Annotated in this window: 12 protein-coding genes; 3 read left to right on the top strand and 9 right to left on the bottom strand. The window is 49.4% G+C overall.

Annotated features, from left to right (window positions below):
• Nucleotides 1–32: 32 nt before the first annotated feature.
• The 3 genes from AB3G37_RS08175 to AB3G37_RS08185 are packed head-to-tail and all read right to left on the bottom strand — an operon-like array spanning nucleotide 33 to nucleotide 3,209.
• Nucleotides 33–1,253, bottom strand: a complete 1,221-nt coding sequence (locus tag AB3G37_RS08175) for an acetyl-CoA C-acyltransferase (protein ID WP_369790284.1) — start codon at nucleotides 1,251–1,253, stop codon at nucleotides 33–35.
• The gene (locus tag AB3G37_RS08180; RefSeq protein WP_369790285.1) at nucleotides 1,243–2,754 is read right to left on the bottom strand and encodes a class I adenylate-forming enzyme family protein; all 1,512 of its coding nucleotides are present in this window, start codon (nucleotides 2,752–2,754) and stop codon (nucleotides 1,243–1,245) included. The genes AB3G37_RS08175 and AB3G37_RS08180 overlap by 11 nt, the downstream gene beginning before the upstream one ends.
• A 2-nt stretch (nucleotides 2,755–2,756) precedes the next feature.
• A complete protein-coding gene (locus AB3G37_RS08185; protein ID WP_369790286.1) occupies nucleotides 2,757–3,209 on the bottom strand; it encodes an acyl-CoA thioesterase in 453 nt (150 codons plus the stop codon).
• Nucleotides 3,210–3,267: 58 nt separating this feature from the next.
• Between AB3G37_RS08185 and AB3G37_RS08190 the strand changes: the two genes are divergently transcribed.
• Nucleotides 3,268–4,257, top strand: coding sequence for a zinc-dependent alcohol dehydrogenase family protein (locus AB3G37_RS08190; RefSeq protein ID WP_369790287.1), 990 nt, complete (start codon nucleotides 3,268–3,270; stop codon nucleotides 4,255–4,257).
• Between the two features lie 73 nt (nucleotides 4,258–4,330).
• Here AB3G37_RS08190 and AB3G37_RS08195 read toward each other — a convergent pair whose 3' ends face one another.
• The 6 genes from AB3G37_RS08195 to AB3G37_RS08220 all read right to left on the bottom strand — a co-directional run bounded on the left by AB3G37_RS08195 (nucleotide 4,331) and on the right by AB3G37_RS08220 (nucleotide 9,122).
• Nucleotides 4,331–4,876, bottom strand: a complete 546-nt coding sequence (locus AB3G37_RS08195) for a biotin transporter BioY (protein WP_369790288.1) — start codon at nucleotides 4,874–4,876, stop codon at nucleotides 4,331–4,333.
• Complete coding sequence (locus AB3G37_RS08200) at nucleotides 4,866–5,519, bottom strand: energy-coupling factor transporter transmembrane protein EcfT (RefSeq protein WP_369790289.1); 654 nt, start codon at nucleotides 5,517–5,519, stop codon at nucleotides 4,866–4,868. Before AB3G37_RS08200 ends, AB3G37_RS08195 begins: the two co-directional genes overlap by 11 nt.
• Nucleotides 5,516–6,190, bottom strand: a complete 675-nt coding sequence (locus AB3G37_RS08205) for an energy-coupling factor ABC transporter ATP-binding protein (protein WP_009635268.1) — start codon at nucleotides 6,188–6,190, stop codon at nucleotides 5,516–5,518. Before AB3G37_RS08205 ends, AB3G37_RS08200 begins: the two co-directional genes overlap by 4 nt.
• A gap of 59 nt (nucleotides 6,191–6,249) precedes the next feature.
• The gene (locus tag AB3G37_RS08210; protein ID WP_369790290.1) at nucleotides 6,250–6,969 is read right to left on the bottom strand and encodes a biotin--[acetyl-CoA-carboxylase] ligase; all 720 of its coding nucleotides are present in this window, start codon (nucleotides 6,967–6,969) and stop codon (nucleotides 6,250–6,252) included.
• The gene (locus AB3G37_RS08215; protein ID WP_369790291.1) at nucleotides 6,969–7,667 is read right to left on the bottom strand and encodes an SDR family NAD(P)-dependent oxidoreductase; all 699 of its coding nucleotides are present in this window, start codon (nucleotides 7,665–7,667) and stop codon (nucleotides 6,969–6,971) included. The genes AB3G37_RS08210 and AB3G37_RS08215 overlap by 1 nt, the downstream gene beginning before the upstream one ends.
• Nucleotides 7,668–7,757: 90 nt before the next feature.
• Nucleotides 7,758–9,122, bottom strand: a complete 1,365-nt coding sequence (locus AB3G37_RS08220; RefSeq protein ID WP_369790292.1) for a VOC family protein — start codon at nucleotides 9,120–9,122, stop codon at nucleotides 7,758–7,760.
• 309 nt (nucleotides 9,123–9,431) lie between these two features.
• On the opposite strand from AB3G37_RS08220, the gene AB3G37_RS08225 reads away from it, so the two are divergent.
• Both AB3G37_RS08225 and nhaA read left to right on the top strand, forming a co-directional pair.
• A complete protein-coding gene (locus AB3G37_RS08225) occupies nucleotides 9,432–11,156 on the top strand; it encodes an ABC-F family ATP-binding cassette domain-containing protein (RefSeq protein WP_369790293.1) in 1,725 nt (574 codons plus the stop codon).
• Between the two features lie 604 nt (nucleotides 11,157–11,760).
• Nucleotides 11,761–12,945, top strand: coding sequence for a Na+/H+ antiporter NhaA (gene nhaA, locus AB3G37_RS08230; protein WP_369790294.1), 1,185 nt, complete (start codon nucleotides 11,761–11,763; stop codon nucleotides 12,943–12,945).
• The last annotated feature ends 12 nt before the right edge of the window (nucleotides 12,946–12,957 follow it).

The raw sequence follows: 12,957 nt of genomic DNA on the forward strand, positions 1-12,957 counted from the left end.
GTGGCCAGCGCTATCTTTTACAACCCTGTGGTTTACAATACCGTCGTTTTAAACAGCGCGGTTAATCCCAGACCGCCCGCTATGCCCAGCATCGCCATGGCAAATTTGGTGTCAGCAAACTGTTGCGGCGCGGGTTGGCGTAGCAACTGGCTAAATATTCTCGTCACCATAATGCAGCCGGAAGCACCGTAGGGGTGGCCCAGAGCAATCGCGCCACCTTGTAAATTTACACGATGTTCGTCGATTTCTAGCTGATCCAACGATCCTAAAACTTGCGCAGCAAACGCTTCGTTGAATTCGATAATATCGATATTCTCAAGCTTTACAGCAGGCTGACGAGTCAGCAGTTTTTGCGTGGAGGGAACCGGGCCAAGCCCTAAATAGTTGGGATCGACCCCGGCGCTACAGGCATCGACAAACATCAGCCCGTGGGTAAAGCCCATTTCTACTGCCTTTCTGCGGCTCATTACCAGCAGCAGTGAAGCACCGTCGTTAAGCGGGCAGCAATTTCCCGCCGTTACGCTACCCTCAGCAACGAAAACCGGAGCCAGCTTTTCCAGGGCCGCCAGAGAGGCATTGGCCCGTGGGCATTCATCATGCAGCAGCGTTTTTCCCGCCACCTCAACAGGCACAATCTCTTCATTAAACTGGCCGTTTTCCATTGCCGCTACCGCACGCTGATGACTGCGCAGGGCAAAGCGGTCTTGACGCTCACGGCTGATAGCGCATTTTTGTGCAACATTTTCCGCCGCGACACCCATTTCAGGATCACCAATCTCCTCTGGAGAGAACCTTGCGCGGCCAAAGAAACGCGGCATCTGTTTCAGACTTTGCGGTTTTTCGACGCGCCACGGGGCGGTGCTAACGCTCTCGACGCCGCCAGCCAGGTAGCATTCTCCGGCACCGGCCTGCACCAGGCGACAGGCGTGGATTACTGCCTCTAGCCCCGAGCCGCATTGGCGGTCAAGTGTGACGGCGGGAACTGAGTCGGGTAATCCAGCAGACAGCGCGGCGAGGCGTGCAATGTTGCCGCCGCCGCCAGTGGCATTGCCGATGATAACTTCATCAATTTGGCAGGGATCTCCCCGGTAACTGCCGAGAATTTTGTCGAACAGCGGCGCGAGCAGGGCTTCCATGCTGATGGTGGCAAATATGCCGTAGGCTCTGCCGATGGGCGTGCGGCAGGCTTCGACAATCACCGGCTGGTTACTTTCAGCAGGCTGAAAATTGAGAGATAAGTCGTTAGATTTCATGATTGATAAACTTCTTCTCAAGAACGCTGCGTTTGATTTTTCCGCTTGGGGTCAGCGGCCAGACTTTCATTTTATAAAACTCTGCGGGGACTTTGTATTTTGCCAGATGTAAGAGGCAAAGCTCGGGCAGTTGGCCGACATCAAGGGTTTCGCTTTCGAAAAAGGCGATAAGCTTTTTGCCGCGATAGTCATCCTCCAGCGCAATAACTACGGCTTCAATCATGCCCGGCAGAGACTTCAGTGCGGATTCAATTTCTGACAGATAAATATTATTGCCGCCGCTCACGATCATATCGCCACTGCGCCCAATGACCACCAGACACCCTAGCTCATTAATATATCCAATATCTCTTACGCTTGATCCAAACAATTGGCTAGTAAAGGCTTTACCATCGTCGCCCCACAGATAGCCGGAACATATTTGTTCGCTGTTGAGATAAATAGTACCTGGAGTGTTTGGCGGTAGCGCCTGGCCCTGCTCATCACGAATTGACCAGCTGACCTCGGGAAAAGGCAGCCCTACGGTGGCTAATTGGTCGTCAACGTTTTCATCGTCCAGCGTCGAGACGGCAATAAAGCCCAACTCAGAAGCGCCATAATATTCCTGCACCCGAGCATTAGGGAAAATTGACCGTGCATGGCGGTAATGATTCATCTCCAGCTTGGCACCCGCTGAAAGCAAATGAGTCAGCTGATTTAAAGGTGCAAGGTCTGCAGATTGCAGCCGCCAGAAAGCAGTCAGCATGGTCGGGACTAATACCAGCCGCTGGACTTGATGCTGCGCCAGAATAGTCAAAGCCTCGGCGGCATCCCATTTTTCCATACAGAAAAAAGGAGTTCCGGCGTCAAGTGCTTCATTTAAACAGTATAGGCCGATACCGTGAAATAACGCTCCGGGGAACAGGGTCGAATTAGCATGGGCCAAATCGAAAATCTGGTAGCCGTTTTTAAAACTAACTCGCCATGAATGACGCGAGCGCATAAAAGCTTTTGGCGTACTGGTGGTACCCGAGGTGAAGTTGATCAGAAACGGCGTTGGCGCATCGACGTCTCGCTTCACGGCTTGAACATCATGATTGGCTATTTTGCTGCAAGTGTCTTCAACCAAAAGAGTGCTGAGTTTTAGCTCGTGTGCCAAATCCTGCAACTGGTTCTGCGACTGTTTAAGCAACAGTAAATCAGGCTGCAAACGCGTCAAAACGTCGCGCAACTGCTCCAGCGGCAACATGGGGTCGATTACCGCACAAATATTCTGATTTGCAGTAGCAGCAAGCCAGGCAGGAGGAAACTGTAAATCATTGCCCAGAGCTACCGCAATAACCGGCCCTGAGGCGATTGACGAATTGTGGCGTTGATTACCCACTTTTTCGGCTATCACGCTAAATAGCGACAATGTCCGTTGCCAAAGTTGCCGCCAGCTCAGGGATTTACCGGCAATATTAATTGCCGTTTCTTCACCTTTAGCGGCGGCATGGGCGCAGACTTTATCGTGAACCGGCATAACTAATGATTACCTTGCGCAATAGTAGTTTCAATAAACGAAAAATGACTGATGAGCAGATCGCGCGTTTCTTGTGTAATAGGACGAGGTTTATTGTCTTCAATATTTACACAAACCCACACTAATTTTCCCTCGGCACAAATAACCGCTTTATCTTTAATTTCAAGTTTGATGTTAAAGATTAAACTGCTATTTCCCAGCTTTTCAATATAAACCGCAGGAGTGACGATGTCGTCTACGGATAGGGGATAGAGGAATATTGCCTCGCATTTTTTCACATGATAGGATACGCCCGATGTAGCGGGGCGGAAATATTGTATCATCTCATTGGCGCGTAATTGGTTAACCACGGCATCTTCGAAGTAATCTAAATATACTGAATTATGCACGTGGCCGTTAAGGTCTATATCGCGCATTGACACTCGAAACGAGTCGATCTCATTATGACTATTCATTTATACGACCCATTGCTATATTCATCCATTATACGTTTTTCTCTGAAGAAAATTTTACATGAAAGATAAAGCGCTCACCAGAGCAATAGTCAGAGAGTTCGGCCTGATTCAAGACGTGGTGCAGCTCGAAAATATGCCCTTGCCTGAGCTGGCAGAAGGTGATGCACGCGTCAAAATGGTGTATGCCACTATTAATCCTTCCGATATCATCACCATTTCAGGGGCTTATCGTTCACGCATCTCGGTGCCTTTTGTGCCTGGTTTCGAAGGGGTTGGCGTGATTGAACAGGCTCCGGCGGACAGCCATCTGCCCGTAGGCCAGCGCGTTTTGCCGATTGGCAGCATGGGTAACTGGCAGACTTTTAAGGATACCAAGCCTGAATGGTGTTTCACCTTGCCTGATTTCGTCAGCGATCGGCAGGCGGTGAACAGCTATGTGAACCCGATGACTGCGCTGCTGATGCTTACCGAGGCGCTGGATGCTAAACCAGGTCAACGGATCTTGGTCAATGCGGCCAATTCTGCGATTGGCAAGATGCTGATCCGCATAGCGAATCAGTTGGGTATGACGCCAATAGCCGTGGTGCGCAAGCGTGAAAACATCGATATTTTTGAGGGCTACCAGCTTGAAACCGTATTGAATTCCAGCGACGCTGCTTACCTGCAAGAATTGCAAAGAATTAGACGTAGTGGCGGAGTGCATGCGATTTTCGACTGTATTGGTGGTGACGAATCGTTGACCTTCGCCGAAATTTTGATCCCCGGCGGCCAGTTTATTCACTATGGTTTGCTTTCCGGCAAGCCCGTACCGCCGCAGTTTTGGCGCTCACGCCCGGATATTCGCTTTATGAATTTCCATCTACGTCAGTGGATCCACAGCCAGGAAAAGCCAGTGGTGCAAAAGCGTATTGATCAGGTAATGGAATTAATACGCGATGGCGTGGTGCATACTGAAATAGCCACGGCCTTTAGTCTGAATAATATTTCTGACGCCATTGAGGCAGCCGTTTTCGGTGAATTAAAAGGCAAGATCCTGATCGAGATATAATTAATATCATTTTTGTTCTTTAAAAATAAAAAGCTGCGAAAATTATTACGCAGCTTTTTTACATCGAAAAATATTAACGACTTTCCAACGTGGGATAAGCTTTTCGCACTGGCCTGACGATCAGTACTGTTAAAATAACCTTAATAATATCGCCGGGAATAAATCCCATGGCGCCGATAAATGCCTGGCCCAGGCTTATTTTGGCAAAGGCTGAAATCCATGGAATGCCAGAAGAATAAATAATGACAATTCCACCCAACGTGATAAAGATAGCTTCCTTCAGCACTGACAGCGAGCGGCTATTTTTCTCATACAGATAACCAATAACCAACGCGGCAATTGGCCACGCTAGAATAAAACCTCCGCTTGGCCCCATAAATATTCCCAGACCGCCACGTCCACCGGCTAATAGCGGTAATCCGACTATCACTAATAAGTCGAATAATACCATTGCCAACGCGCCGCGTTTGGCTCCGGCAATCGCACCTGCCAGCATTGGCCCCATAGATTGCGCGGTGATTGGCACGGCAATAATCGGTAGGGTGAAAGCCGGAAATAATCCCATGGCGGCAGTAATTGCGGCAAACAGGGCAATATAAACAATATCTTTAGTCGACATCCGAGGTCTCTTTTTTAGCTGCTTTATTTTTCCGATAAGGCGATTGCGGATCATAAGCTCGCGCCTCCAAGGCTGCTGCGATGTTATCCGCCATTTTTAGGGTACGAACAATAACTGGAATAGCGACGGCGATCACGCTGTTATTTAAACCTCGGGCTTTCTGCGCCTCGCGGACTTCTTGGGTTATCGACGCCAGCACTGGAATAAATCGCAACGCCAGTGAGAGCGCAAGGCTAATTTTTGCCGGATTAATGCCGACGAAATATAACCAAGTCAGCCTTTTTTCCAAAGCATCGATCATGTCCGAGCTGCGGGTGGTCAGGGTTACCAGGGAAGCGGTCAGCATCAGGGCACTTAAACGCAACACTACTATTAGACCCGACTGCCAGTTAACCATCACCAGTTGCACGATAAACAGCAGTATCAGAATGGCGAAAATAGGTTTTATCTGCGCCAGCATAACTTTAGGCTTAATACCTGCCAGCGGGTAAAACACCCCCACTAAGGCAAGAGCTGTAGCGGCAAAAATCATATTGGGATATACGAACAGCAGCGTTCCCAACACGGCTAGCATTAAGATTTTTAGACCCGGCGGAGTGCGATGAATAAAAGAATTGCCGGGCATATACTCACTGATGGTCATGACATCATCCTGATATAAGCAGGGAGCGCCACGGAGGGAATATCATCCACGACGATTTTCCCTTGATCAAATACTAGAACGCGGTCAAATTCTTGCAGGAACTCCAGATCATGAGAAACCACGATCGTCTTCTGCTCCATCTCGTCAATTGCCTGAGCAATACGTTTCTTATTGCGCAGGTCTAACAAGGTAGTAGGTTCGTCGAAAACAATATAATCAGGCTGCATCACCAGCACGCCGGAAATAGCCATCAGCTGTTTTTGACCGCCGCTCAATAAATGCGAAGGATGCTGGCGGAACGATTCCATATCATAACGGGCGAGGGTGGCGTCAATTCGCTCGCGAATGACTTCTTTAGGCAGGCGTAGATTTTTCATGCCAAAGGCCAAATCCTCTTCCACAATAGGAAAGACAATCTGGTTGTCAGGATTTTGAAATACAAAACCGACTTTGCGACGTACCGCTTTGCCCTCATTGCGAGTATTAAGGCCATCAACAATGACATCACCCTGTTGCGGGATAAGCAAGCCATTGAGCAATCGGGCAAAAGTACTTTTTCCGCAGCCGTTGCTGCCTACCACGCCAACACGTTTTTCATCGAGTTGCAGGTTGATATTATTCAGCACCTGAAGATCGCCAAAAGCGTGCGAAACCTGTTTTAATTCCAGCATTTACTGATTACTCATTCTTAATTACCGCCTGAATTCAGTTCCCACGGGCGTGAGGGCGTTTAAAGCCTGCGAATTATATCGATATCACCGGCGTTATAGCTTGTGATTTTGCCGTTTTGATCTCTTAGGCAAATATGGCCTTCGCGAGTTACACCGGTACAAATTCCTGACGCCCATTCAGTGCGGTCGCGGTCGAGGGAAATTCGTAATGGCGCATTGCGACCGTATAAATGAGCGTTATATTGCTCACAAATCGGAGTGAAACCGAATTCAAGCCATTGATTCAGGTGCATATTCCAGCATTGAGTCAGCGCCTGCGCCAGCTCTTCGAGACTAATTTTAACCTTATCGGCCAGTGAAAAAGTCTCATAGGGAACATTCTCTGGGCGACTTACCAGATTAACACCAATGCCAATGTAAAGAACCTTACCCACCAGTTCAATCAGCGTGCCCGAGACTTTATGCCCATTAACCAGCATATCGTTAGGCCACTTGATTTGCACTTTGGCACTGTCTTGCATAAGTGGCTGCAGGATATCGTGCAACGCCAGGCCGGTCATCAGTGCTAACGTCGGTAAATCAGCACGAGAAAGCGGGGCAGGGATGGCAAAAGTCAGCGCCAGATTGCCTGCGGGGGTCTGCCAAACGCGGTCAAATCGCCCACGACCGGCAGTTTGCCGCTCGGCAGCAATGGCAAAACCCGGTGCTTTGCCAGCATCGACCAGACGTTTTGCCTCGCTGTTAGTGCTGTCGATCTCTTTATAAAAGGTAATTTCCATTATTTTCTCATCCGACCAATAGTCAGTTGTTCAACCATTGCTGCGGGTGATAACGACATAATAAAGTCTATAGCCCGGCAAATATCGGCAGTTTCAAGCATTTCATGCGCCGCCAGACCGGATCCCTGCGCCATTTCGGTATCGACCACGTCTGGGCACAATACCGTGACTTTTATCCCTTGGGATGCCAGTTCACGGCCCAATGATAGGCTGTAGCCCACTAATGCGTGCTTGCTGGCGGCATAACCTGCGATACCGCCAAAGGCCTGAACGCCGCTTACCGAGGAGAGATTGAAAATTCGCCCCTGTTTTGAGCGGGCCAGTGCGGGAATGCACAGCTGGCAAAGATGGTGGACAGCCGCGACGTTGGTGTCCAGCATGGCGCTAAAATCGCCTAACGTGGCCTGACTGGAGCCCGGTCGAAAAATACCGGCGGCATTGACCAGCACGTTGAGCTGCGGGAAGGCGGCCAGCGCGGTATTGACCTTTCGCTCAACCTCGTTCGCGGCGCAAAGGTCGGTGGCAATAATTTGCACTTGCTGTCCGGCCTTGACCGGCAGCGAAGCGGCGACGGCATTGAGCAGATTTTCGTCGCGAGCCAGAAGGATCAGGCTGTAGCCCTGTTCGGCAAAATATTGGGCGACCTGTCGCCCAATGCCCCGGCTGGCCCCGGTAATCAGCGCTACTTGTTGAGTCACGTAAGGCCTTATGATTCTAACTAATTGATAAGTAATGTATGATTTTTTTAATCGCGCTACATTATTCCGCTTTTAAAGGTTAAATACAATTTAGCTTTGTGCGCTTTCTGCGAACAGCTGGTTCAGCGAAGTCGCCTCTATTTCGGCATAGAGAGAAAATTCGTCAATCACCTCGCGACCAAGAGCGGTTTCAAACGCCGACCGATTGGGATTGCCGCTGCTGACATGGTTTTTTTCGCTGCCAAGATTTGACTGGAAGATGCCCGCCGCACTGACCGGTAAAAAGTCTTCATAGATGATGGGCGTCACCAGCACTAACCCCTGTTTAATCAGTGAGTCGAGATGTGCGGGGATGTTTTGATCGGCTGGCAGCTTAGCGCCGTTTTTTAACGTATAGCGGAAATAGCCAAGTTTTTGCTGCCTTAGAGACTCGATATCATCAGGAAACGCGGCAAAGGCGTGGGCGAAATGCTGCTGATGCTGGTCGTTATTGTTTGAGGTATCCGAGGCCGAGGCTCTCAACAACAGCTGATCGTAAAGCGCGCGCCCTTCGGGCGTTAGTGCTAGCCCGCGCTGTTCGATTTCGCCAAAGCGCGCGGTGTGTTTACCTTCTTCAGAGTCTGTAAAGGTAATACGCTCACTCAGCGCTTTGAAGCTGGTTTGACGTAACAGAATCGGTACGTGGCGCAACGGCGGCCCTTCAATCACCTCTTTCGGGGTGATGCCAAACTGCGGCATGATCCTTTGTACCTGATCAATATCCAGCGTTCTCGGCGTCAGGTGATTGATATGCGGACCTTTAAAACTCACAACATCGGCTATCAGACGGTGATGTTCCAGCAGCGCATTGTAACTATCGAGGCTGACCAGTGCATCACTGTGCCAGCGGAAAGTTTTCAGAGCCTCACTGACAAATTCGTCGGCTTGCCCGTCACTAAGCCCGTTTTGCTGCTCGCTCAATGCAATCAGTTCGCGAACGCGAGGAGAAAAAATATCCCGCGCCTCAAGTATTTTGCGTGCCTTTTCTCTCAGGTCTGAGTTATCAATCAATTCAAGCCGCAACAGCGAGGTAAATACTCGGAAGGGATTAATGAGCAAGGCTTGTTCAGTTATTGGACGAAAGGCAGTGGAATGGACCGGAACACCTGCGGCAGATAAATCGTAATAACCTACCGGCGACATACCCATGACTGCAAACAGGTCTTTCATGGTAGCGAGCTCACTGGCGGTGCCAAGACGGATCGCACCATGGCGTTCAACGTCGAGCCGATTTAATTCTGAGCCCTGCTGGTGTTCAGCAAAAGTATCAGGATGCTTGCTCAGATAATCTGTATTAGTTTCTTTAACGATTTGCAGCAGCGTGCCGTATTGCGGCACCTCTTGCTGATACATTTGTGACATGGCTTTAGAAAAACGGTCACGGATTATGTCCTGCGAAATAGTTTGTTTATCCATCTCTGTCACCTTATCTATTGCTCGGTATTGACTGTGCCTGATTCAAAGATACACTGAAATCACCCATCAATCAGAGACTAATAAGGAGGAACCCCCATGCTGTTATGTGATTTGATTGATTACTCACATTTCTTTGGTAATCACCCTTGCTCAAGCGTTTCCGGCCTCGTGCTGCGATAACCCCTGCTTGAGCGAAGACAATTAAAGCGTTAATGAAGAGTTAACCCCGCACTTCACTTCAGCTTTCCGGGTTGTCGTCAGCTTTTATTGACGACGGGCATGCCAATGCCTGCAATTCTGGAATAAGCAATGAGCACATTACTTTCTGCACAATCTGTCTCTTATGAGACGCCTAACGGTCCCTTGCTGTCTGAGGTTTCATTCAACCTTAAAAAAGGCGATCGCATGGGTCTGATCGGCCACAACGGCAGTGGAAAAAGTACTTTTCTAAATATTCTCAATGGTAACCTTGCCCCGACTTCTGGCAGCGTGATTCGTGCCGGACAATGCCTGATGGCGACCATAGAACAGCATCTGCCTGAGGCATTGAGTTCTGGCTCACTATTGGATGTGATTCTGGAAAAGCTACCTGAAAATCAACGCATTTCAGAGAGTTGGCGCGCCGAGCGGCTATTGGCAATCCTGGGTTTTGACTCAGCTAGCGGGTCACAGACTGTTGCTACGCTGAGCGGTGGTCAGCACACGCGTTTGATGCTGGCGCGAGCGCTGATACTGGAACCCAATTTGTTGCTGCTCGATGAGCCTGGCAACCATTTGGATCTGCCCACTTTGCTATGGCTCGATGAGTTTCTAAAGCATTGGAATAGCAGCTTTATTCTGGTATCTCACGACGAAGTGCTGCTTGACAGTGTTACCAACAGCACCTGGATACTACGTGATAAAACGCTGCACTATTTCGGCTTACGCTGTAGCGAGGCTCGAGTAGCTTTAGCGCATCGGGATAAAACCGATGCCGAACGCCGCCATGCCGAGCAGCGTGAAATTGAGCGGGTTGAAAAGAGCGCGACTCGTCTGGCGCTGTGGGGCAAGGTTTACGATAACGAAGGTTTGGCCCGTAAAGCGAAACAGATGGAAAAGCACATCGATCGTCTTAAAGATGAGCAAACTCAGCTGGCCGCCGCCAATGTCTGGCGTTTAAATTTACAGGGCGAAAGGTTGGACGCCGATCGAGTGTTGGCATTTTCATCCGTGGATGTCAGTCCGGCGGCGGGTGCTGAGACTCTGTTTTCACTTGAAAATCTTCAGCTAAAAAGCGGCGACCGAGTGGCGTTGATGGGCCGCAACGGCTGCGGGAAATCGTCGCTGTTGCGCCTGCTTTGGCGTTCTATCGGGCAAAGTTCAGCGGGTATCGTTTGGCATCCGCGAGTTGCAGTCGGTTACTACGACCAGAGCCTGCAACAGCTGAATGACTGCGACAGTTTGGGTGATGCGCTAGGTCATTTTGTCGCTTTAACTGAAGAGCAGTGCAAGATGGCATTGATTGGCGCGGGTTTTCCCTATCTTCGCCATCAGCAAAAGGTTGCATCGTTAAGCGGTGGTGAACGATCGCGTTTATTGTTTGTGGGATTATCCTTGGCACGCTATTCACTGCTACTGCTTGATGAGCCAACCAACCATCTCGATATGGAAGGCAAAGAAGAGCTGGCTGAGACGCTGCGCACTTTTCCCGGCGCGGTGCTGCTGGTTAGTCACGATCGGGCGCTAATCGAAAACAGCTGTAACCGTTTCTGGCTGGTAAACGACAACCGACTGGAAGAATGGCATCAGCTTGAAACGGTTTATGAGCGTTTAGGCGGTAGAGTAAGCGCGACTTCTGCTAGTGATCTGCCCTCTGCGTTGCCAGTAACGCTCGAGAATCTAACGGATGAAGACAGCCTGCTGGAGCAGCTTTGTCAACTAGAACAGAGGCTTGAGGAAGAGCTTGTGCGCAAGGTTCGCCATCAAAAACCGCTGGTGCAACAGCAATTGCGTGCTGATATCGAAAAGGTCATGCAGAAACTAGGCATGGTTTAAAAGTGCGTTAATGGCTAAATGAAAGTCTAAGGTAGCGACCTCTGCTCAATTCATCAGGGCAGGGGTCTTAACTTGATGCTTAATAATTAAAACCTTCTATTTCAACAGACATCGTTTCCCGCAAGTCTTTTTGAGAACGTTCATGTAAACACGGCCTGACCGGTTTTTTGAGCGAAATATTCTTGATATGAAAATAAAACTGATTATCATTTTCAATATTAATTGGGCGTAATTGTCATCAAGTATGTTGAAAAGCAGTTAAATACGGGCGCATGCCGCGTTTCAGTCCGAGAGTGAATCTATAGCGCCGTACATTTCCCTATAAGAAGGGTACGCCGGTAAAAAACACTGTTACCGAGGAGCATAACGTTTTACTCGGTAGCAGGTTAAAGAGGCGGGTTGCCAAACTGATTTTTGTTCAGGCTTTACTTTGCCTTACGTCGACGGTAACCGTTTCTGTTAAAATAAAAACCTTCATCAGGGCGTTAAAGCCCAGATCAGGCTGGAGACCTTGCTCCGCCAGATATTCTTTTATATTGATAAATTTTCTCATAATTGTTTTGTCTTGTTCAGATAAGCACGGTGTAAATTACAGAGAGGTAACGTGTCGGAAAACACTTTTCGCAGACCAAAAATCGTGGCTGCAGCTTTATCAGGGTTCTTTAATTCCCCCATTTCAGGCGGTATCGTTCTTATTATCGCGTCTATTGCGGCAATCATTGTTGCCAACTCTCCGCTTAGCGAAAGTTATGAATTACTGCTTCACTACACGGCTGCCGGATTGTCCACTGAACACTGGGTCAATGATGGCCTAATGGCGATTTTCTTTTTGCTGGTTGGTCTTGAGATCAAACGCGAACTGCTCGTTGGTGAACTTTCAACGTGGAGCCAGCGTGCGTTACCAGGTTTTGCAGCATTGGGAGGAATGGCTGTTCCTGCGCTTATTTATACTGGATTCAACGTAGGGGACAGCAAAACCCTGGCAGGATGGGCCATCCCGGCCGCTACCGATATTGCTTTTGCACTTGGCGTACTCGCCCTGATTGGCAGCCGCGTACCCGCTTCGCTGAAAATATTTCTGTCGGCGTTGGCAATTCTCGATGACATGGGTGCGGTGATCATTATTGCTCTTTTCTATACCAGCAGCATCTCCATGACCATGCTCATGGCTGCCGCAGGCGTGGTGGTGTTGCTGTTTATTATGAATCGCGCTGGCGTAACGCGCCTTCTGCCTTATTTATTGGCGGGCGGCGTGCTGTGGTTTTGCATGCTGCAGTCGGGCGTGCACGCAACTATTGCCGGGATCGTTTTGGCATTTTTCATTCCAATACGTGGAAAAACGGTGGATGAAATAGCTCCGCTTGAACGTCTGGAGCACGCGCTAGGTTCCTGGGTGACTTTTCTGGTATTGCCGATATTTGGATTTGCCAACGCTGGCGTGTCGCTGTCGGGCATGAGTTTGGGTAATTTGACGTCCCCGGTTCCCATCGGCGTGGCGCTGGGCCTATTTCTTGGCAAGCAGGTTGGTGTTTTCAGCCTGTCACTTTTGGCCATTAAACTCGGGTTGGCAAGAAGACCCTATAACAGCTCGTGGATGCAGTTATACGGCGTATCGGTGCTCTGTGGTATCGGTTTTACCATGAGCCTGTTTATCGGCAATCTGGCGTTTGCCCAATCACCTCTTCTGGTCGATGAGGTTAAGGTCGGGGTGCTGGCAGGCTCAATTATTGCCGCGCTGGCCGGCGTTCTGATACTGCGCCTCGCATTGCCGTCAAGGCCTGCAGTCTAAAATTTGTTAATG

The organism is Rouxiella sp. WC2420, from assembly GCF_041200025.1.
Lineage (GTDB): Bacteria > Pseudomonadota > Gammaproteobacteria > Enterobacterales > Enterobacteriaceae > Rouxiella.